19 protein-coding genes and 2 tRNA genes are annotated in these 20,535 nt (G+C 48.9%); 14 read left to right on the top strand and 7 right to left on the bottom strand.

Annotation, left to right across the window (positions count from 1 at the left end):
* The first annotated feature begins 28 nt into the window (after window positions 1-28).
* The 5 genes from QFZ48_RS27525 to QFZ48_RS27505 all read left to right on the top strand — a co-directional run bounded on the left by QFZ48_RS27525 (window position 29) and on the right by QFZ48_RS27505 (window position 3,213).
* Window positions 29-105: transfer RNA gene (locus QFZ48_RS27525), tRNA-Arg, on the top strand.
* 142 nt (window positions 106-247) lie between these two features.
* Window positions 248-324: transfer RNA gene (locus QFZ48_RS27520), tRNA-Arg, on the top strand.
* Between the two features lie 113 nt (window positions 325-437).
* A complete protein-coding gene (locus QFZ48_RS27515; RefSeq protein ID WP_429064712.1) occupies window positions 438-1,646 on the top strand; it encodes a tetratricopeptide repeat protein in 1,209 nt (402 codons plus the stop codon).
* Window positions 1,643-2,179, top strand: a complete 537-nt coding sequence (locus QFZ48_RS27510) for a hypothetical protein (RefSeq protein ID WP_429047836.1) — start codon at window positions 1,643-1,645, stop codon at window positions 2,177-2,179. The genes QFZ48_RS27515 and QFZ48_RS27510 overlap by 4 nt, the downstream gene beginning before the upstream one ends.
* Window positions 2,180-2,208: 29 nt before the next feature.
* Window positions 2,209-3,213 carry a hypothetical protein gene (locus tag QFZ48_RS27505; RefSeq protein WP_429047839.1) on the top strand — a complete coding sequence of 335 codons (1,005 nt, stop codon included), beginning with the start codon at window positions 2,209-2,211 and terminating at the stop codon, window positions 3,211-3,213.
* Here QFZ48_RS27505 and QFZ48_RS27500 read toward each other — a convergent pair.
* Both QFZ48_RS27500 and tkt read right to left on the bottom strand, forming a co-directional pair.
* Window positions 3,201-3,947 carry an HAD-IIB family hydrolase gene (locus tag QFZ48_RS27500; RefSeq protein ID WP_429064710.1) on the bottom strand — a complete coding sequence of 249 codons (747 nt, stop codon included), beginning with the start codon at window positions 3,945-3,947 and terminating at the stop codon, window positions 3,201-3,203. The genes QFZ48_RS27505 and QFZ48_RS27500 overlap by 13 nt on opposite strands.
* Window positions 3,948-3,956: 9 nt before the next feature.
* Window positions 3,957-6,032: a transketolase gene (tkt, locus tag QFZ48_RS27495; RefSeq protein WP_429064708.1), complete on the bottom strand. Its 2,076-nt coding sequence runs from the start codon at window positions 6,030-6,032 to the stop codon at window positions 3,957-3,959.
* A gap of 414 nt (window positions 6,033-6,446) precedes the next feature.
* Between tkt and QFZ48_RS27490 the strand changes: the two genes are divergently transcribed.
* The 6 genes from QFZ48_RS27490 to soxC are packed head-to-tail and all read left to right on the top strand — an operon-like array spanning window position 6,447 to window position 15,835.
* Entirely contained in the window at window positions 6,447-9,581 is a 3,135-nt protein-coding gene (locus QFZ48_RS27490; protein ID WP_429064706.1) for a SusC/RagA family TonB-linked outer membrane protein, read from the top strand.
* Window positions 9,582-9,600: 19 nt separating this feature from the next.
* On the top strand, window positions 9,601-10,968 hold the full coding sequence (locus QFZ48_RS27485; protein ID WP_429064704.1) for a RagB/SusD family nutrient uptake outer membrane protein: 1,368 nt from the start codon (window positions 9,601-9,603) through the stop codon (window positions 10,966-10,968).
* Window positions 10,969-10,994: 26 nt separating this feature from the next.
* Window positions 10,995-12,344 (top strand): DoxX family protein, encoded by a 1,350-nt coding sequence (locus QFZ48_RS27480; protein ID WP_429064702.1) that lies wholly within the window; start codon window positions 10,995-10,997, stop codon window positions 12,342-12,344.
* A gap of 10 nt (window positions 12,345-12,354) precedes the next feature.
* Window positions 12,355-14,016 carry a hypothetical protein gene (locus tag QFZ48_RS27475; RefSeq protein WP_429064699.1) on the top strand — a complete coding sequence of 554 codons (1,662 nt, stop codon included), beginning with the start codon at window positions 12,355-12,357 and terminating at the stop codon, window positions 14,014-14,016.
* Between the two features lie 8 nt (window positions 14,017-14,024).
* Complete coding sequence (locus QFZ48_RS27470) at window positions 14,025-14,591, top strand: c-type cytochrome (RefSeq protein WP_429064697.1); 567 nt, start codon at window positions 14,025-14,027, stop codon at window positions 14,589-14,591.
* A gap of 5 nt (window positions 14,592-14,596) precedes the next feature.
* A complete protein-coding gene (gene soxC / locus QFZ48_RS27465) occupies window positions 14,597-15,835 on the top strand; it encodes a sulfite dehydrogenase (RefSeq protein WP_429064695.1) in 1,239 nt (412 codons plus the stop codon).
* A 2-nt stretch (window positions 15,836-15,837) separates the two neighbouring features.
* Here the strand turns inward: soxC and QFZ48_RS27460 are convergent, their stop codons facing one another.
* From QFZ48_RS27460 to QFZ48_RS27445, 4 genes are all read right to left on the bottom strand, one after another.
* The gene (locus tag QFZ48_RS27460) at window positions 15,838-16,251 is read right to left on the bottom strand and encodes a hypothetical protein (RefSeq protein WP_429047860.1); all 414 of its coding nucleotides are present in this window, start codon (window positions 16,249-16,251) and stop codon (window positions 15,838-15,840) included.
* Between the two features lie 9 nt (window positions 16,252-16,260).
* The gene (locus QFZ48_RS27455; RefSeq protein WP_370913419.1) at window positions 16,261-16,623 is read right to left on the bottom strand and encodes a DUF1304 domain-containing protein; all 363 of its coding nucleotides are present in this window, start codon (window positions 16,621-16,623) and stop codon (window positions 16,261-16,263) included.
* A 28-nt stretch (window positions 16,624-16,651) separates the two neighbouring features.
* Window positions 16,652-17,035: a DUF2809 domain-containing protein gene (locus QFZ48_RS27450; protein ID WP_429064693.1), complete on the bottom strand. Its 384-nt coding sequence runs from the start codon at window positions 17,033-17,035 to the stop codon at window positions 16,652-16,654.
* 111 nt (window positions 17,036-17,146) lie between these two features.
* Entirely contained in the window at window positions 17,147-17,467 is a 321-nt protein-coding gene (locus QFZ48_RS27445; RefSeq protein ID WP_429047867.1) for a KGG domain-containing protein, read from the bottom strand.
* Window positions 17,468-17,631: 164 nt separating this feature from the next.
* On the opposite strand from QFZ48_RS27445, the gene QFZ48_RS27440 reads away from it, so the two are divergent.
* The 3 genes from QFZ48_RS27440 (at window position 17,632) to QFZ48_RS27430 (ending at window position 19,464) form a co-directional block, all read left to right on the top strand.
* Entirely contained in the window at window positions 17,632-18,159 is a 528-nt protein-coding gene (locus QFZ48_RS27440; protein ID WP_429047869.1) for a DUF6496 domain-containing protein, read from the top strand.
* 107 nt (window positions 18,160-18,266) lie between these two features.
* On the top strand, window positions 18,267-18,521 hold the full coding sequence (locus QFZ48_RS27435; RefSeq protein ID WP_370913423.1) for a hypothetical protein: 255 nt from the start codon (window positions 18,267-18,269) through the stop codon (window positions 18,519-18,521).
* Window positions 18,522-18,579: 58 nt separating this feature from the next.
* Entirely contained in the window at window positions 18,580-19,464 is an 885-nt protein-coding gene (locus QFZ48_RS27430) for a mechanosensitive ion channel family protein (protein WP_429047870.1), read from the top strand.
* On the opposite strand, the gene QFZ48_RS27425 is transcribed toward QFZ48_RS27430, so the two are convergent.
* Window positions 19,461-20,432, bottom strand: coding sequence for a histidine decarboxylase (locus QFZ48_RS27425; RefSeq protein WP_429064691.1), 972 nt, complete (start codon window positions 20,430-20,432; stop codon window positions 19,461-19,463). The two genes, QFZ48_RS27430 and QFZ48_RS27425, sit on opposite strands and share 4 nt — an antisense overlap.
* Window positions 20,433-20,535: the final 103 nt, after the last annotated feature.

The following is a 20,535-nucleotide window of genomic DNA, read 5'->3' as shown; positions in this document are numbered from 1 at the left end:
CCTACATTTGCAATCCCAAACAGGGAATGGCTTCATAGCTCAACTGAATAGAGCATTTGACTACGAATCAAAAGGTTTCTGGTTTGAATCCAGATGAGGTCACCAAAAGACAGAAATGCTGCATTAACTGCAGCATTTTCTGTCAAAAGAAAAAAATCTGGAGAAAAGCTTTCAGGTATAAAAAATTGAAAAATAATTTGTTAGAATAAAAAATTGTTCTACATTTGCAATCCCGAAACGGGAAAACGGCTTCATAGCTCAACTGAATAGAGCATTTGACTACGAATCAAAAGGTTTCTGGTTTGAATCCAGATGAGGTCACCAACTAAAGGACGAATACGAGTTACATCGGTTCGTCCTTTTTTTATGCCCGGATATTTACATTAGTTATATTTGGTATATATTTGTAATAGTCATCATCTATTGATAATCTCTATATGCTACCAGATCAGGATGAAAAGTTTAAGTTAGTGACCACCATTGCCAGGGAGCTTAGCGTTCAAAATAAGATTTATTATATCGATAGCAGACTTTTACTGCTGGCTATTCTGGAATTAACCCATTTCCCGCTACCGTTGGAGGAGACTGACATTCAGTTGTTAGTAACGCGGTTGAAGAGTAATGGATGGGAACCAATAAAAGGAGCTGGCATGGTAAAAGATAGCATACCACTAACACTTGAGGCCGAGGAAATGGTCAATAGTGCCGCGGTATTACAGGTTAAACTGAAACACAGTCATCTTTCCCCCGAACATTTACTGCTCGCCATGCTAAGTATCCAGGGAGTCTGCAGGAAACAGATGGAAAGCGTCGGACTTATTTTTGAAGATTACCTCGAATACATTGATAAAAAATGGCAATCTGATATACAGATGGATATTAGCAGCGTTGCCATGATGCCTCGAAGTAAGCCCTTTCGTAGCAGATGGTTCAATTGGCTTTCCGGATTTCCCATTTCAGAAAAGAAAAAGATTGCTTCATGGCTCCGGATGGCAGTTTATTTTTCAAAAGTAAACCATTACGAGCTACTACGGGAATACTGTAACTATGTGCTCGAAATCGATCCGGATAATGTGGATGCAAATAGCCTTTTAGGTTATGCGTTGATGAAAGAACTTCGCTATGAAAATGCACAACCATATTTAGAACAGGCCGTTAAACAAGAGCCGGAAGATGCTGCCAATAAGCAAAATCTGGCCAGCTGTTTAGACGCTAACGGACACCACGTCCGGGCATTAGAAATATTAGAAGAGATATTGGCTGAACAACCCGATAATGTTCCGGTGTTAAATAACATTGGTTTTTTTCTGGCCAATGCTGGTAACTATGATGAAGCAATCAGGTACTTGGATAAGGCTATTAGCCTGAATCCTGATTTCGCATACTCCTATAACAATAAAGGATTTGTTTTGCTCCAACAGGGCTTTGTACAAAAAGCGACGGAACATATCCTTCAGTCCCTTGACCTGCATAAAAGTAATTCATATGCTTACCGTAATTTGGCACTCGTATACCTGAAAGAAAATAAACGGGAGGAAGCCTATAAGGCATTGCTACAGGCTCGAAGGTATCGGTTTACCAGCCACTACGGTTCTGAAGTCGATGAGTTGCTGGCAACTTTTGAAATCTCCAACACACCACAATGAAATCCCTATCCGCATTCGCCATCTTCCTACTCATCTCCTTTACTAGCCTGGCACAGCCGCAAAACAACCATACGGAAGAAAAGATCTGCTTCCTCACTTACGGCTTCCCCGATATTGAAAGGGTTCAGGTGGAACAAACCATCGCCCGGAAATGGGGCTTTGCTTTTTATACAGTAGGGGAGTGTACCGTTGATCAAACGCTTATCGACAGCGTAGCCCGTGTCAATAACGTGGCGAATAGAAAGATGGAGGCAAGATATGGCAGCAACTGGAGTAGCCGCTATCAGCAGGAGGTAGACGCCGTTTTCGCCACCCCTGAAAGGGCGCAGGAATTGGTAAATCAGCAACTGTATATCTGGCGCAAGGAACAGGAATTAAAAGTGCAGAACGACAGCCTCCGGTACGCCTGGGCTGCTACCGGAAGAAAAGGCGTTTATAAGGTAATCGTTTCCGGATCAGCAAAAAATATTATCTTTTACAAGCTGTTGGTAGACTATCCAAAATATAAAGTTTCCCTGCTGACAGACAGATAATTGTTTTACCCAAACGGAAACCGGGAATTATGATACGGATCAGAAAAGAAGGCATACTGCTGAAACAAACCAATCTCGAGTTTGAAAACGAAGGCGTGCTGAATCCCGCCACTATCAGGGCGGGAAACGAGGTGCTTTTTTACTACAGGGCAGTACAGAAAGGCAATCACTCCAGCATCGGTTTTTGTAAATTAAGCGACCCGCTTACGATTGAACAACGCCTGGATAAACCCATTCTGTTTCCTGAACACGACTACGAAGCAAAAGGGCTGGAAGACCCCCGCATTGTGTGTATCGATGGGGTATACTATCTCACGTACACTGCTTACGACGGTGTGAGCGCCTGCGCCGCGCTGGCCACTTCCTCCGATGGTGTAAAGTTTGAAAAACACGGGCTGATAGTAGCACAAATGGATTACGCGGAATTTAAACGGCTTGCGGAAACCAATGGCCCGCTGGATGAAAAATATATCCTGTACAACGATTTTAATCCGCGTTTATGGGATAAGGATGTAGTACTTTTCCCCAGAAAAATTAATGGCCGGTTTTATTTTCTGCACCGCATAAAACCACACATACAACTGGTTTCGGTAAACGAACTATCTGATCTTACGGCGGATTTCTGGAAAGATTATTATCTCCATCTCCGCGACCATATCATACTAACGCCAAAGTATAAACACGAAATGAGTTATGTGGGCGCCGGTTGTCCGCCGGTGGAAACCCCGCACGGCTGGCTTTTCATTTACCACGGCGTGCATGAAACCCCGCAAGGCTACGTATATGTGGGCTGCGCAGCCTTATTCGATCTCAATGATCCTGCGAAAGAAATTGCACGGTTACCTTATCCCATATTGGCGCCGGAGCGGGATTGGGAAATCAGGGGAGATGTGGATAATGTTTGTTTCCCTACCGGCACAGTCGTATTCAACGATACCCTGTATATTTATTATGGCGCCGGTGATGAAGTGATTGCCACCGGAAGCATCAGCTTAACTGAGTTGTTGAATGAATTGCTGGCTTATCCTGTATAGCAGGCTATAACCGCTTCAATTACGCGTTTGGTTTCGTCGGGGTCGCGCACTTTGATGCAGGCTACGCCCGTTTCCTTTGCGGGGTAATCATTGCCGCCTGGAAAAATGGCGTCTCCTGCAAACAACATTTCTTCAATAGTGATCCCTAAAATATCCCTGAGTTTATGGATGCCGTAAGCTTTGTCGATGCCATGCCTGGTGATATCCACCGAGGTAGTGCCGCCCAGGCTTACAGAAAACTCCGGGATGATACCATCCAGCAAGGCTTTCATTTTTTGCCTTTTTGCAAAATCAGGATCCCACTTTTTCTTTTCCTCCAGCGGGGCTTCCTGTCCTAATGCAGAGAAGGTGATCTGGCTGCCACGGTCTTCTATGGCAGGCCCCCAAAGCTTGGCAGCTTTATATCCCAGGGTGTTTATCACTTCATTCAAAGCGCTGGTGATTTTCTCTTTTTCTGCTGCGGTGAAATCTTCCGCATATAATTTATCCCACTTACCATTGTACGCGTAAAACTGTGTGCCACAGGTAGGGAGAATAGATAGCCGTTCCAGCCCTTTTTGGCCAGGCAGTTTTGCCAGCACCTGCTGCTCAAACTGTGGCCAGGCGCCGCCGGAAATAATCGCCACCCTGGCCACTGTTAGCAATGAATATAATAGTCCGCTCATTTCTTCATCAATAGCAGATTTACTCTGTGCCAACGTTCCATCCAGGTCAAATACCACCAGCTTCTTCATTTGTTGCGGTTATTTTTTTAGTAAGGCCAGTGCGCGTTCACAAATATTATCTGCCGTGAATCCAAACTCACGCAGCAATACTGGTCCCGGTGCAGAGGCGCCAAAGTGATCAATGGATATAATCTCACCCTTATCACCCGCATAACGGTGCCATCCCTGTGAAATACCTGCTTCCACTACAATCCGGTTTGTTACATCGGGGGGAAGTATCTGGTCGCGGTAAGCCGGAGATTGCGCTTCAAACAGTTCCCAGCTGGGCATAGATACGGTGCGCACGGCGATGTTAAATGACTGTAGTTTCTCCTGCGCAGCTACAATTAAGTCCACTTCGGCGCCGGTGGCTATCAGGATCAGCTCAGGCTTTGCGTCAGGCGCATCTGCGAGGATGTAACCGCCATAGCGTAACCCATTGGCAGCTGCATATTTGCTGCGATCCAGGGTAGGCACCGCCTGGCGGGAGAGGATCAGCGCTACCGGTTTGTCCGGTTCAAGGATTGCTATCTGCCATGCTGCAATCGTTTCGTTGGCATCTGCCGGACGGATCACTACCAGGCGGGGAATGGCGCGGAGTGCGGCCAGCAGTTCCACCGGCTGGTGGGTAGGACCGTCTTCTCCCATAGCAATACTGTCGTGCGTAAACACAAAGATTACTTTCAGTTCTGAAAGAGCCGCCAGCCGGATCGATGGCCGCATATAATCGGAAAAGGTGAGGAAGGTGGCGCAGTAGGGGATGATGCCGCCATGTGCTGCCAGGCCGTTGGAAATAGCGCCCATAGCGTGTTCCCGCACTCCATACTGGATATTTCTGCCATCGTAGCCCCATACACCGCCGGCAGCGCCCTGCAGGTCGCCATGTTCCATCGCCGGACTTTCAAAATTACCGGCGTCCTTTAATTCTGTATTGGTGGACGTGTTAAGATCTGCTGAGCCACCGATGAAACCAGGAAGATGTTTGAAAAACGCCTGCATCACTTTCCCCGAAGCGGCGCGGGTGGCCAGTCCTTTGGCATCAGCGGCAAACGGCGTAATGTCCTTATCCCAGTCTTCCGGAATATGGTCATGTATCAGCGAGCGTAATTCTTTGGCCAGCTCCGGGTATTTTTGTCCGTAGATGATCATTTGCTCTTCCCATTTGGAAGATAATGTTTTGCCAACGTCTACGGCTGCACGAAAATGATCCAGGGCTTCCGCCGGCACTAAAAAATCCGGTTCCACCGGCCAGCCAAGTTTCTCTTTCGTGAGTTTTACATCTTCAGGGCCCAGTGGGGAACCATGCGCACCGGTGGTATCCTGTTTGGGAGAACCAAAACCAATACGCGTGCGCACGAGGATGATGGAAGGCCGCTCTGTTTCTGCCTGCGCCATACGGATGGCTTCATCAATTGCTTCCAGGTCATTGCCATCGGCTACCTTTTGGGTATGCCATCCGTACGATTCAAACCGTTTTGCATGATCTTCTGTAAAGGTAACCGGTGTGGCAGATGCCAGGGTAATCCGGTTATCGTCATACAAATAGATCAGCTTGCCCAGCCGTAAATGACCGGCGAGGGAAGCGGCTTCGGATGCCACACCTTCCATCAGGTCGCCGTCACTCACCAGCGCATAGGTGTAGTGGTCTATTACCGTATCACCCGGACGGTTATACTTTGCTGCCAGGTAAGCTTCTGCCATCGCAAGGCCAACACCGTTGGCAAATCCCTGTCCAAGCGGACCGGTAGTTACCTCCACGCCCGGTGCCAAACCCCTTTCAGGATGCCCCGGTGTTTTACTGCCCCATTGACGGAACCGCTTCAGCTCTTCCAATGGCAAATCATACCCCGTAATATGCAGCAAACTATATAACAAGGCAGAGCCATGTCCGGCCGATAATACAAACCGGTCGCGGTTAAACCAATGCGGATCGGAAGGATTATGACGCAGGAACCGGGTCCATAATACATAGGCCATCGGCGCAGCTCCCAATGGCAGCCCCGGATGCCCGCTGTCTGCTTTCTGTACGGCATCTACCGATAAAAAACGCAGTGTATTGATACATAGTTCATCCAATGCAACGGGATTGGGAATAAGAGAAGTGTTGTTGGTCATGGTATTCCTTTTTTGTAAAAAAATGATCATACATAGGTCAACAAACTTCATGCGCAGATGGTTGCCGTATTATTTTTTAATTAGTCTACTAAAATTATAGACTTTTCAAAAAATATTGTATTATTGTGCTTCGTAGGCTTTCCGGGTCCGCTTTAGGGGAAACTCATCCACCTGTTGACATACCCCGTTTATCTTTCAAAATAATACCGACATGGAAACATCATTACAGTTAATGAGGAATAGTTGCTGTGTAGCATTTGCGGCAAACCGATGTTAGGACGCATCAATCAGAAATAAAAAGGCCGGAACTGTTGACGCAGTTCCGGCTGGTAATCAAGGCTGTTGGAGACATTTTACAGTGATTGCAGTTACCTGCTTTCACCGGCCTCATTTTTTCATACCAAAGTAAAGATAATGAAAATTGCTATTGCATGCAGCTGCGGGCTGCTGCTGGCGGCTACCGCATGGTCGCAGGAATTGCGCGCACCTCACAGCGCAGATACCACCAAACCTGTACACAGGAACATTGTTCAAAACAACATTTCACTTTCAGGACGGATTATCGACGCCAAATCACAGCAACCTATCGCCGGCGCTATTGTGCATATCAAAGGCACCACCCATGAGGTGCAAAGCAGCGCTAACGGGGAATTCGCCTTCCTCACCGGTCAGAAAGTGCCGGTCATCTACCAGATCTCTTCCCTGGGTTATAAACTCAAAGAAGTATATGCCGATAAATCCAATGCAGGCAATATCGCCCTGGAAGAGCTCAGTACACAATTGAACGACGTGGTGGTAGTAGGTTATGGTACACAGAAAAGAAGGGACCTTACCAGCGCCATCTCCTCCGTAAAAGGCAGCGACGTGGTAACGGTGCCGGTAGCCAGCTTCGACGCACAGCTGCAGGGCAGGGCCGCAGGGGTGCAAATTAATTCCAATACCGGTGTTCCCGGCGATGGCGTATTTGTAAGGGTACGCGGTACTACCTCCATCAACGCCGATAATGACCCGCTCTATATCATCGACGGTGTATTTATGAATAACTCCAGCCTGCAAACGGTGAATACCGGCGGCCGCTCGAGCTCTCCGCTGGCAGATATCAATCCTGCTGATATTGAAAATATAGAGGTATTGAAAGATGCCAGCGCAACAGCCATTTATGGCTCCCGGGGCGCCAACGGCGTAGTGATCGTTACTACCCGCCGCGGCAACTATAACAGCAAAGCAAAAGTAACGGCAGATGTATCGGCTGGTGTAGCCTGGGCGCCCAAAATGTGGGACCTCACCACCGGCCCGGAACATGCTACGCTGGTCAATGAGTTTTACCGCAACTCCCTGGCCGACGCCACGGCTCTCAGCGACAAAGCAGGCATCACCAAATACAGCTACCAGCCCTTCCGCGCGCTGACGGACAATCCGGATAAATCGCCTGCACCCAGGGGATTGCCGCAGGATCAGCAAACCTACGACCGCCTCGGGGAAATTTTTCAGACAGCCCCGCTACAGAATTATAACCTGTCCCTTTCCGGTGGTAACCGTGAAACCAAGTATTATTTCGGCGGCGGCTATTCCAAACAGGAATCTATCCTCCGGCCCATCTCCTTTGAAAGGGCCAGCTTTAAACTGAACATCGATCAACGGGTGAATGACAAGGTAACCATCGGGTCCAGCAACAGCTTCTCCCGCAGCTTCCGCAGCCAGGGCCGCGCTGGCGATGGCCCGCAGGGTGGCCTGTTGCAGGCAGCCTTGCATACGCCCACCTATCTCCCGGAAACAAATCCCGACGGTACACCGGCACGGTGGGCAGGCTTTGATAACGTACAAGTACTCATCGATAACTACGACGTACACACCACAAGCCTCCGTTATATCGGAAACCTTTACCTCGATGCCACACTGCTGCCGGACCTGAAGTTTCACAGCAACATCAGCATCGATTACAATAACTATAACGAATCCGAATACTGGAATAACCTCACCCAGCTGGGCGCCAGTCCCACCAACGGTTTGGCCACTTCCGCCATTACACAAAACACCTCCTGGATCAATGAACAAACACTTACCTGGCGCAAACATGCAGGAGAAAAACATTTCTTCGGCGTACTGGTAGGCAACACCATCCAGAGTAATACGGAAACATTAACCTCTGCACAGGGAACCGGCTTCCCTAACAATTCTTATAAATATATTTCTGCGGCCGCAACCCGCACCGCTGCGCAAACATGGACCCGCAGCACATTGTCGTCGTTCTTCTCCAGGATCGATTACAACTATGCAGGTAAATATTATTTTGAAGCAAGCATCCGCGCAGACGGCTCCTCCAAATTCGGCGACAACTATAAATGGGGATACTTCCCCTCTGTAAGTGCATCCTGGCGGCTCAAGGAAGAAAACTTCCTGAAGTCGGTGAACAGCATCAGCGATCTGAAAGTACGCGCCAGCTACGGCATCACGGGGAATCAATCCGGCATCAGCAACTTCGCGGCAAAAGGGCTGTGGTCCGGCGGTGCAGGCTACCCCGACAACAGTACCGGCGATCAGCCAGGCACCGCACCCCTGCAGTTGCCAAACCCCGACCTACGCTGGGAGAAAACCAGCCAGTTCAATGGCGGACTGGATCTCGGATTACTCAACGGCCGTATCAATATCACTGCAGATGTATACTACAAATACACCAGCGATGTACTGCTGCAACTGCCTAAAGCAGGCGTTTCGGGCTTTACGTCGATCTATAGCAATGCCGGTGAAATCAGTAATAAAGGGTATGAAATCGGGATCAATACAACTAATATCAGCACCCGTAATTTCACCTGGACAAGCAGCCTGAATATTGCCGGCAATACCAACCGCATTGAAAAACTGCCAACGCCGATATATCAGTATAACCGCGACTGGATCATCATGCAGGAAGGTTCACCCATGTACTCTTTCTGGCTGTACAACCAGCTGGGCGTGGATCCGCAAACCGGTAACGCGATCTTTGAAGGCGAGAAAGATGGCAAGCTGCCGGTATCTGCCCGCAAAGTAATGGGCAACGCCATGCCGAAATTTTATGGGGGCTTCAGCAATACCGTTTCCTATAAAGGTTTTGACCTGAGTGTATTGTTATCCTTCCAGTATGGCAACGACGTATACAACCTGAACAAATTTTTCGGAGAAGGAGGAGGCACCCGCGATGCCAACCGCGTGTTATTTGCGGATCAGCTCAACCGCTGGCAGAAACCCGGCGACATCACCAATGTACCGCGCCTTACCGCTTATGGTCTCAGCTACACCATCGATCAGAACAACCGCTTCCTGGAAGATGGTTCTTTCCTGCGGCTTAAATCACTCACTGTAGGATATACCATTCCTAAGTCTGTCAGTGAAAAACTGCATATCCAGCTACTGCGTGTATACTTCATCGGTAGTAACCTCTGGTTGCTGACCAAATACACGGGGCTGGACCCGGAATCAAACGTAACGGGTATACAAACCGTACAGGGACTGGATCTTGGCACGCCGCCGCAACCACGCAGCGTGCAGTTTGGCTTAAACGTAACTCTTTAAACGCTCTTAATTCTCCTGTATGAAAGCATATCGGAAATATATATCGCTCTTCTTTCTTTCGCTGACAGCCTTGTCATGCAAGAAATTTCTCGACGTGGAACCACGGGACAGTGTGTCTGACGAACAAACGATCATTGATAAAACATCCGCCACTACGGCTTTGCGTGGTGTGTACAGGAAGCTGGGCAGCGACGGTTACTACGGCGCTTTGTTCCAGACCTTCGGCTACCTGCCCGGCGATAATGTGCAGTGGACCGGCTCCCAGTCGGTTATACAGCAGTTTATTACCCATAAAATAAATGCGGACAATGGTAACCTGCAAACGGTATGGGCGGCTATTTATGCTACCATCAACGGCGCCAACAACGTGATTGCAAAAGTACCCGGCCTGCAGGACGCTACTTTTTCGGATACGGAAAAGAACCAGGCGGTAGGAGAGGCGTACTTTATCCGCGCCCTGAGCTACTTTGATCTTGCCCGCACCTGGGGAAATGTGCAAATAACGTTAACGCCTACACTCAATGCTTCCGATAAGCTGGATGTAAAAGGCAGCACACAGGCGCAGGTATACCAGCAGGTGCTAAGCGATCTGAATGCGGCCGACTCGCTGCTGCAACCGCCGTCTCAAACAGGCGCGCCTAACCCGGTGAGGGTAAACCAGCAAACCGCCTGGGCGCTGAAAGCACGCTACTATCTGTACCAGTCGGACTGGACCCAGGCAGAAGCCTATGCCACCAAAGTAATTAGCGACACACGAAGCTATACGCTGCTCAAGCCTTACAGCGCCTTCTTTTCCCCGGCCAGCGCCATGGCTACAAAGGAATCGGTATTTGAGCTGTCGTACAGCGCTACCTACCTGAGCGGCCACCGCAACTACTGGCAACCGCCGGCCAATGGTGGTACGCGGCAATGGGCGCCATCAGATGCGTTTATCACGCTGGTAAATGATCCGAAAACAGGCGGCAACCGCAACGCACTGGTAGCTAAAACCTCTGCCGGTTTGTGGTATGGCAACCTTTATTACAGAAGCCCCGCCACCGATCCGGCTTATGTGATCCGCATAGCAGAACTCTACCTGATCCGCGCGGAAGCACGCGCCCAACAGGATAAACCAGATCTGGCCCGCGAAGACCTCAACGTTATCCGCGATAGGGCCGGGCTCTCACCCGTGAATGAACTGATTGCTAAGAATGACCTGCTGCTGGCCATTGAAAACGAACGGAGAATAGAATTCGCACTGGAGCCTCACCGCTGGTTCGACCTGGTACGCACCAAACGCGCCGGCGCCGTGTTGAATATCACGAATCCCCAGCTGTATGTATTTCCGATCCCGGCCAACGAAGTCACTTTATCGAACGGCAATCTGAAACAGAATGATGGTTACTGATCTTATCACCTTATAACAAATCACCAATGAGTAATGTCACAATAGGGGAAACACCCGCCTGGAAAGACTATGAAAAAATTGGGTTCAGGGTAATCTTTATTTACTTCGTGTTGCAGGCGTTGCCGCTCGACTGGAAGTTTTACAGTTACCTTTTTTCTACCCCCATTTTTAACCTTCATTATGAAGATATCTTTAACCTGGTCAATTATGCTACGCGCTTCAGCGCGGGGCCTGCTACCTATGCCGACTGGGGCATACTGCTGATCATTGCAGTAGCGGGCGCCGTTGTATGGACTTACGCCGATGGCCAACGGACACGCACCTACGACGCAGCCTTTTACTGGCTGCGCGTGATTCTCCGGTACCGGCTGGCACTGGCACTGCTGGCCTATGGCTTCCTGAAGCTGTACGCGTTGCAGGCGCCATATCCCTCGCTGAGCAGCCTGAATACACCGTACGGCGATTTTAACCGCTGGAAGTTGTTTTCTCTCAGTCTTGGCATCGTTCCTTCCTATGAACTATTCCTCGGCGGTGTGGAAATATTTTTAGCGGTATTGTTACTGATCCGTAAAACCGCATCTGTAGGCGCTTTCATGTTCCTCATCTTTTGTGGTAATGTCTTTATGTCCAACCTGGCATACGAAGGCGGCGACCAGGTATACAGCCTGCTGCTGATCACCTACGCCTTTGTTATCTTCAGCTTCGATCTGCAGCGGATTGTCCGTCTGCTCATTCTCCAAAAACCTACAGCAGCAGCTTCGTTTAAACCGGCGTTTGAAGGCATTCGTAAAAACGGCAGGTGGATCCTGAAAACAGCTTTCCTGCTTTTCTTTGTGGTGATTTATGGTGTGAAAACAGGTGTGGGCGCAAAATACGATCCCTATCAATATCCCACCACCAAAGGGTTACCGGCTATCAGCGGGTTATATAATGTGGCCACGTTTATTGTTAATGGCGATACACTTGCTTATTCTTTAACAGATTCCCTTCGCTGGCGCAACGTGGTGTTTGAAGAATGGAACACCATCAGCATCCGCACCAACAAACCGGCATTGGTAGATTCCAACAATCAGCACCTGGTGAAACGCGATAACGCGGAAAGACTATACGAAATTGAAGGTACCAGCGGGAGGCACTACTACAGCTATGCGGCCGATACCACGCAACAACTGCTCACCTTACAAAACAGGCATCCCAAACTGTCGGCGGAAACCTTGTTGCTGCACTACTCGCGGCCGGATAACAACAGGGTGATACTCACGGGTACCACCTACAGCAGGGATTCTATCTATGTAGTACTGGAAAAAGTAAATAAGAAATATCTGTTGGAAGAAGTGGCAAACGGAGGAGGACGAAACAGGAAGTTAAAACTTTAAACCAATTATCATGGCTCATAACACACAAACATTATCAGATGAACCCGTGATCAAGGATACGGCCCCGGTGGCGTTGCCGGCTGTCAGTGCACCTTTGTCGCAGCTGCCGGCCTGGAAAGAATACCAGCTGGTACTATTCCGCATCGCCTTTATTTTTTTCATTGCGTTATCGGTTCCCAATAGCGTGGAGTGGTACCAGCAACTGGTGCAGCTTGACTGGACGCAGTTGAACTACCGCGACTTGTATGATATTGCGCGCTTTGGCTCGGGGATTAATTTCCTTGGCAACACCATCTTCGGCAGCTCCCTGCTGGGCTATGCCAACTGGATCACTACGGCATTGATAGCTACAGCCGGCGGTCTTGTGTGGACTGGCATCGTAAAAGCCCGCAAGCTGCCGCGTAAAGAATATTATACCGCGTGGTACTGGCTGCGGGTGGTTGTAAGATACCGTGCGGGTATCGGTATCATCGGCTTTGGGTTTACCAAGCTGTTACCGGTACAAATGCCGTATCCATCTTTCGGTATTTTAAATACCAACTTCGGGGATCTTACTGCGCAGAAAATTTACTGGTTGTCTATCGGTATTGTACCCTGGTACCAGGTGTTTGCGGGCGTGGTGGAAGTAACGGCAGGCGCACTTTTATTTTTCCGTAAAACGACTACGCTGGGTGCTGTTTTGTTGTTTGCCGCGTTGGGAGATATCGTGTATGTGAACTTTGCCTACGATGGCGGCGTGCATGTATACAGCAGTTATTTCGTACTGCTGGCAGCGTTACTGTTGGTAAATGATGTGCCTAAAATTTATCGTTTGCTGGTGCAGGAGCGTTTCACGGTGCCGGTAAATTATTATCCCGTTTTTCCGGAGAGATGGCAACGCTATACCCGCATAGGGCTGAAATCAGCTACCATCTTCCTTTTCCTGGGTGTGCTTTTTTATCTGCAGCTGATCAATTTCCTGTATGATCCTTACAAACAACCATCGGTGGCGGGCGTAAAGGAACTACGCGGCAACTACCAGGTAACGGAATTCCGGCTAAATGAACAGGTGATCCCGTATTCGCCGCTCGATACGGTTCGCTGGCAGGAAGCCACGTTTGAGAACTGGTCTACTTTTACTTACCGCGTTAATAAGCCGCATCCGCTGGATCTGTCCAATGGCGGCGGCGATCCGCAGCGCGATGTGAACCGCACCTTTGAAATAACCGGTCTCGCCGGCGGTCAGCGGGCTTTCCATTATTATGCAGATGAAGTAAATAAAGTACTTTACCTCGAAGATAAATATAAGCCCATTCCGGACAGGCGTAACCGCACCGCCGGTGTAGGCGGTGATGGTGGCGTGGTAGTGGATAAAGCGGCGGAAAAGGCAGCGCGTGAGGAAGCGGCCAAGGCTGCGAAGGACTGGATCCCAGCAGCAGCGCGTAAAAATATAGGTGATGAATCATTAAAGATAGCCCCCATTGCATTGTCTGCCCGGAGGGCAAAAGATTATGCCGCCGCACCTGCCTGGGAAAACCGGAAACGCTTTACGGTGAAATATTCCACCAGCGATGGTTCGCATGTGGTACTCACCGGCGTGGACGAAAATAAGAACAACATTTACGTGGTGCTGGATCGCATCAACAGGGATTATACGTTGACACCCAGCACCTTGCAGGCAGGAAAATACTAAGAAGCGCTATGTTGATAAAACGAACCAACTGTTACCGGGTGGCTGTTGTAATGGTGTTGGGTATGCTGGCTTGCCATACCAACACCCGGCCACCGGTACCGGGTTGGCCGGAACATTTTGGATTTGGGAAAACAGCCACCCGCCGGCAAATCGATTCGCTGAACATCTCCATTGCTCCAGATGGCAAGGGGCTGCCCGCCGGCAGTGGCAATGCAGCAACAGGCAGGGTGATCTACCTGGCCAAATGCGCTTCCTGTCATGGTGAAACCGGCGCTGAGCCCACGGCCAACCGGCTGGTGGCTACGCTCAGCGATACGGTGCGCACAAAAACCATCGGCAATTACTGGCCTTATGCTACCACGGTATTTGATTATATCCGCCGCGCTATGCCCTTTAATGCACCGGGATCGCTCACGAATGAAGAAGTGTATAGCCTTACCGCCTTCCTGCTGTATCGCAACGATATCATCGACAGCACCCTGCAACTGGATGCAACAAACCTGTCTCATATTGTAATGCCGGCAAAAAAATATTATGTGAACGACGACCGTCGTGGTGGCAACGAAGTAAAATGAATATTATGTCAGGGGAAGACAACAAGATACCTAGAAGAACAATACTGAGAGCAGCGGCGGTTTCCGCTGCTGCGGCACTAATGGGCGCTTCCAGGGTGCAGCGTGGTACCGGCCGCATCAGCGCGGGAAAGGACACGGTTTACACCGATCCTACCAAAATCACGGGCACACTTCCGGGCAAACTCGGAACGCGCTCACCATTTGAGCAGCCGCTGAAAAAGCCCTCCGATATTTCTTCCCGCACGCCGCTGCAGGATTTGTATGGCATTATCACTCCGTCGGACCTGCATTTTGAAAGAAGTCATGCCGGCGTGCCACTCATTCACCCTGATAAGTACGAATTGCTGATTCACGGTATGGTGGAGCGGCCTATGATCTTTACTTTACGCGATTTAAAGCGTTTCCCGGCCGCATCGCGCATCGCCTTTATCGAGTGCTCAGGGAACTTCAGATCGGGCAAGGAAACCATGACGCCGCAGGAAATTTGTGGCCTCACGAGTCAGAGTGAGTGGACCGGTGTAATGCTGTCCACCCTTTTCCGTGAAGTGGGCGTGCATCCAAAGGCTACCTGGTTCCTGGCAGAGGGGTCCGATGCTGCAGTAATGACCCGCAGCATCCCGGTGGAAAAGGGCTGGAAAGACGCCATGATCGCCTACGGGCAGAATGGGGAGGCCATTCGCCCGGAACAGGGCTATCCCGCGCGTTTATTCCTGCCGGGATGGGAAGGAAATACCAACGTAAAGTGGATCCGGCGTATTGAATTGTCGGACCAACCCTTTATGACGCGTGAAGAAACTTCCAAATACACGGAAACCATCCGGGATCATAAGATCCGGCAATTCAGCTTCGATATGGATGCCCGGTCTATCATTACCTATCCGTCGTTTCCGCAGCAGGTGGAAAAGGGCTGGATAGAAATAAGAGGCATTGCCTGGAGCGGCCGCGGAAAAATTGATAGCGTGGAAATCAGCACCGATGCAGGGAAGCATTGGTCAAAAGCAGTGTTGCAGGAACCGGTAATGGACAAAGCACACACCTATTTTCGCCATCTCTGGTACTGGGACGGGCAAGCCACAGAGATCATGAGTCTCGCTACAGACGACACGGGCTATCGCCAGCCTTCATTAAAGCAACTGATACAGGCGCGTGGAACAGACATGGGAGGATATCATGTGAATCCGGTTACCGCATGGGTAATAAAAAGAGATGGCACCGTGTTGTTTAAACCGGAAAAGTGGAAGTGAGTTTATTCGAATAAGGTCAGCTCATCGCGGGTAACTGCGTGAAAAAGATTTTGTAACTGGTGCACATGTACAATGGCACGGCCATATGGCACCAGTCCTTCTGCGGCATCTGTAAGTGGCTGAAACACTTCGTTTTCGTGCCTGATATGCACACTGTGCAGCCGGTTATATTTCAGGGAATATACATTTTCATCTTCGCCGTAGTCGGGATCTCCTTTGATAAATCCAAATCTCAGCAGCAGGTCCACATCCAGCACCATCGGGTTTACCTTTGCATAGGGCAGTTTGCTGAGCGGCAGTCCTGAATTATACACAAAGCCTTGTAAGACGCCTTCTACTACAAAGGCTGTTTCTTCCATGTTATAATCAAAGTAAGATACATAGTTGCCTATCCGTATGTCTGATTCTTCTATCATATTTTTATCTTAATAAAATATAATCAGCAACAAGGTGATCAACGCCGGTAATGCCTGTACGAAAAAGATCTTTTTACTGGCGGTAAGCGCTCCATATATACCGGCAACAGCTACACAGCTTAAAAAGAAAGTGGCCACATGCAAGCTCCACACCGGGTCGGAGATAAAGAAGGTCCAGGCCAGGCCGGCTGCCAGGAAACCGTTGTACAGGCCCTGGTTGGCTGCCAGTGCTTTGGTAGGGACAAACAATTCCCGGGGCAGTTGCTTGAATATTTTAGGTCCCCTGCTGGTCCAGGCAAACATTTCAAACCAAAGGATATAAAGATGTTCCAGCATTACAAAAGCAACCAATATTTTGATGGCGACCAGCATAGTGTTGAGGTTTATAAATAAATATAGGTCAAATTATTCTTTCTGCAAGCCAGGCAATGGCCAGCGCCAGCAGGGTGCCTGCGGCATAACATACACAATCGCTCCACAGGAATCCATGTCCCAGCAGGATACCGGCAGGTGTGTTACGGAACTTTACTGCCCATTCTGCCTGGTACAGCTGCTGTATTTCTATCAGCAGGCAAACCACGTAGTTGCTGATGCTAATTTTCCACAGGGGAGTAACCGGGAACAGGAACCGGAGGCCAAAAAAGATACAGGTGGCAGATAACACATCTCCTCCATATATGCGTATGATGTCAGGAAAATATTGAGGTGCCCACCTGGTGGCGAGTCCTAAAGGGATATTCAGTAAAATAAGGAAAAAGTAAATCCAGCGCCTTTTTGCTACCATAGGTTCAAAAAGCGGTAAATATAGCAAAGAAAACCGGAATATGAGGATGGGTCAGGAGAGAGAAAAAGGGACCTGCGGCCCCTTATACGATGCAATAACCCGGTCGTCGGGTTATTGCTGATTATCACTTTCAACGCTACTTTTCTTTTTTCCGCGGTTGGTTCCGCCTTTACGGCCAATAGCGGCCATGTGTTCACGATTTCTGCTAACGGCTTCACCGCCTTTTTTACCTGCAGCACGGGCTTCCTCAGAAGTGAATTTGTGGGCAACACCTTGCTGGTGTGCAGCTTTTCCTCCTTCTCTTGAAATGGCACGTTGCTGTTCAGGGTCCATAGAAGCGAATCCGCGTTTACTGTGTTTACTCTTCTGATCAGAGTTCTTTTCCGAAACATGGTTAACCGGTGTGGCAGTTTGATATCTGATGTCTTCCATAATCCTGAGGTTTTTTTTAGTGATAGTAGTTAAACATTTACGCTAACCCGGAACAAGATATGTGCCATCACGGGTTAGCCACGATGGTAGCGGATTTGAGGCACATGGGGATGTGAAATGGGGCAATACATTCCACAATCCATAGAATTTTCCACACACTTTTATTGTCTGTTCTACAGTTTTTAATCGGGAACTCTCTCATTTTCCGTGGCTTATATTTTGTTTTTGCAACCATGTCATTTCTTTTCTTAACCCATCTAAATTTTTTTGTTATGGCAAAATATTCAAAAGAATCCCAGCACAAAGTAGAGAAAAGTATGCACGAAATGCATGAAGGAAAACTGAAGAGCGGAAGAAGCAAAAAGAAAGTTACGAATCCTAAGCAAGCTATCGCAATAGGCTTATCCGAAGCCCGCGAAGAAGGAGCGAAGGTGCCTAAAAAAGCAGCGGCAAAAAAATCCACTACCAGGAAGTCCACTGCAAAAAAAGCAGCACCCAAAAAAGCGGCAGCGAAAAAATCTACCGCAAAAAAATCTACCGCAAAAAAAGCGGCGCCTAGAAAAGCAGCAGCGAAAAAATCTACCGGAAGAAAAACAGCTGCTAAAAAAACAACGGCCAGAAAATCTACCGCAAAAAAAGCAGCGCCTAAAAGAAAGTCAGCCGCGCGTAAAAAATCAGCAGCAACCGCATAAGTAAAGGGTTTTCAGGATCGTTTTATCCGTTTTATATATACAAAAAGACCGGTGACTGGATAGCACCGGTCTTTTTTTATGGTATATGGCTTGCAGGATTATGAAGTATGGAAAAACACAGCATTACTGTGATCATTAGAGGTAAACCCTACGGGTTGGTTATTACAATCGACAAGGGCGCTCTGGAAACAGCATTTCAAGTGATTCCTGATGTGAGCGAACATGTGCTCGATGAATTTGAACCCCACGGTACAGCCTTTATTGCTGATCACGAAGATACCCTTGAGGGAAGCATCCGCACGGTAGAAACCGAACAGATTGCCCGTATTATCTGGGAAGATATTCTGGATAAAATGAAATAAGGCTTTGTTGCTTCACTACTACGGTTGTACCTTCGCAGCAAAGCGAGTATGAATTGCTATGATGGTAACCGATAAAACCTATAAGAACGCTAATCGCAGGGAAAGGATCATATTCCTCGTAAAACTGCTGGTATATCTGGGCATTGTTTATTTTAACCTTGAACACCCTGCCGTATATGATAAATTTACATGGCTGTTTAAGCTTACCAATGCACTCTCTTTTTTCCTGGGAGCCAACCTCGTTATCTCCCTGGCCTGGCTGGTAATCCTCTCGTGGTATACCCGCCGACGCAACAGGCAGCGGCCTATCGAAAAAGACAATTTCATTCTCGGCATCAACCGCATTTCCTCCGTATTAAATACTATTTTTCTCCTGCTCGCCATCACCTTCTTTTTTGGCGTAAATCCCCTGAAATTTGTCACCAGCATCACTATCGTGGCAGCAGCCATTGCCCTGATCACGAAAGATTATATCGCCAATATGATCAATGGACTCATCATTATGTTCTCCGATCAGTTGTCGCTCGGCGACCACATACGCATTGGCGATATCAAAGGAAGGGTGATGGATATTACCCTCATCAACCTGGTATTGCAGAACGACGACGATGATATTGTTATTATTCCTAATTCGGTAGTGTTTACGTCGGTTGTACTGAACCAGTCCAAACAGAATATCCGTAAACTCACCATCGAGTTTGAACTGGATCATAAGCATCCGTTTACCATCCGCGGCCTGGAAGACCGACTGAAGCAAGCCATCGACGCGTATTCCCGCAGCTATACCCCCGAAAGCTTCTCCTTGAAAACAATGGAGATCAAAAAAGATTTTGTACAGTTTAAAGTACAACTGCTGATGCCGCAAACCAATAAGGAAGTTGAACGCCTCATCAGGCGGGCGCTCAACACAGAAATCATGGCCATCGCCGAAGGTGTGAGCTAAATCAGTACCATCGCTTCCACAAAGCTTTCCACAAACTGATCTATCTGCGCCCTACTTACATTAGGCATACAGATGATATGCGAACAGCCGCTTTCTGAAGCCAGCTGCCACTTCCGGCGGATGCTTCCGGGAGGATCCGGAAACACCACCGTAATAGCATCGGGGTTGCGCCACGCCGGAATGCCGTTTTCGTTGAGGCGTTCCACTGCGTAAGCGGCTACTGTTAAACTGTGCCTGGCCCTTTCCCGCAAACCTTCCACGCCCAGGCTTTTCAGTGCATACCACAGGAACAACGGACTATGGCCGTTTCTTGAACCGGTAATGGTGGTGTCCATACTGCCGATATACGCCACCGACCGGGCAATCCTGTCGCGGTTCGATTTTCTCGCAATCACAACCCCGCAGGGAATCGGGGCGCCAATAAATTTGTGGCCGCTGATGGCAATGCTGTCTGCTCCATCCGCAAAATCAAATGCGGGTCTCGGCTCCAGGAAAGCGCTGTAGCTGCCGGACAACGCCCCATCAGCATGAATATAATGATGGCGTATGGCCAGGTTCTTCAGTATATCTTTGATTCGCTTTACATCATCCCGCGCTTCCGTCATGGTGGTACCGATGTTCGCCAGCATAATCACCGGCAGATGCCTGTTCATACGGATGGTATTTTCCAGGTCGTTATAATCTATTTCCCCGTTCGGCAATGTGCGGATAATAATCCCCGGCATATTGAGCAGGTGCAGGTTCTTTTGCACACTGTAATGAGTAGCCTCGGAATAATACACCATTCCTTTGGGATATAATTCCCGCGCGAGATACAGGCCGTATAAATTGCCCTCGGAACCTCCGTTGGTAACATACCCCCACCAGTCGTCTTCCGGCGTACGGAAAAGGCCGGCAAAGAAGGAAACCACGAATTTCTCCATCTCCCTGGATCCCACGGCGTAAGTGGCCGCGCACAAAAGGATCACCCAGGTTATTTAACGGATATTGTAAAAAGGGCAGGAGTGGACTATAATCAAAATCTTTGGACACAGGATATCCCAGGAAATCCCTGGTATGCGTTTGTACCTG

Source organism: Chitinophaga sp. W2I13, from assembly GCF_050434005.1.
GTDB lineage: Bacteria > Bacteroidota > Bacteroidia > Chitinophagales > Chitinophagaceae > Chitinophaga.
This window is presented reverse-complemented; position numbering and strand designations above follow the sequence as displayed.

Excerpts from the sequence above, each read along its gene's own strand:
- tkt (WP_429064708.1), bottom strand. The coding sequence starts at position 6,032 with ATGACCAACAACACTTCTCTTATTCCCAATCCCGTTGCATTGGATGAA.
- QFZ48_RS27470 (WP_429064697.1), top strand. The coding sequence starts at position 14,025 with ATGTTGATAAAACGAACCAACTGTTACCGGGTGGCTGTTGTAATGGTG.
- QFZ48_RS27475 (WP_429064699.1), top strand. The coding sequence starts at position 12,355 with ATGGCTCATAACACACAAACATTATCAGATGAACCCGTGATCAAGGAT.
- QFZ48_RS27510 (WP_429047836.1), top strand. The coding sequence starts at position 1,643 with ATGAAATCCCTATCCGCATTCGCCATCTTCCTACTCATCTCCTTTACT.
- QFZ48_RS27515 (WP_429064712.1), top strand. The coding sequence starts at position 438 with ATGCTACCAGATCAGGATGAAAAGTTTAAGTTAGTGACCACCATTGCC.
- QFZ48_RS27490 (WP_429064706.1), top strand. The coding sequence starts at position 6,447 with ATGAAAATTGCTATTGCATGCAGCTGCGGGCTGCTGCTGGCGGCTACC.
- QFZ48_RS27455 (WP_370913419.1), bottom strand. The coding sequence starts at position 16,623 with ATGCTGGTCGCCATCAAAATATTGGTTGCTTTTGTAATGCTGGAACAT.
- QFZ48_RS27450 (WP_429064693.1), bottom strand. The coding sequence starts at position 17,035 with ATGGTAGCAAAAAGGCGCTGGATTTACTTTTTCCTTATTTTACTGAAT.
- QFZ48_RS27460 (WP_429047860.1), bottom strand. The coding sequence starts at position 16,251 with ATGATAGAAGAATCAGACATACGGATAGGCAACTATGTATCTTACTTT.
- QFZ48_RS27485 (WP_429064704.1), top strand. The coding sequence starts at position 9,601 with ATGAAAGCATATCGGAAATATATATCGCTCTTCTTTCTTTCGCTGACA.
- QFZ48_RS27435 (WP_370913423.1), top strand. The coding sequence starts at position 18,267 with ATGGAAAAACACAGCATTACTGTGATCATTAGAGGTAAACCCTACGGG.
- QFZ48_RS27480 (WP_429064702.1), top strand. The coding sequence starts at position 10,995 with ATGAGTAATGTCACAATAGGGGAAACACCCGCCTGGAAAGACTATGAA.
- QFZ48_RS27500 (WP_429064710.1), bottom strand. The coding sequence starts at position 3,947 with ATGAAGAAGCTGGTGGTATTTGACCTGGATGGAACGTTGGCACAGAGT.
- soxC (WP_429064695.1), top strand. The coding sequence starts at position 14,597 with ATGTCAGGGGAAGACAACAAGATACCTAGAAGAACAATACTGAGAGCA.
- QFZ48_RS27430 (WP_429047870.1), top strand. The coding sequence starts at position 18,580 with ATGATGGTAACCGATAAAACCTATAAGAACGCTAATCGCAGGGAAAGG.
- QFZ48_RS27505 (WP_429047839.1), top strand. The coding sequence starts at position 2,209 with ATGATACGGATCAGAAAAGAAGGCATACTGCTGAAACAAACCAATCTC.
- QFZ48_RS27445 (WP_429047867.1), bottom strand. The coding sequence starts at position 17,467 with ATGGAAGACATCAGATATCAAACTGCCACACCGGTTAACCATGTTTCG.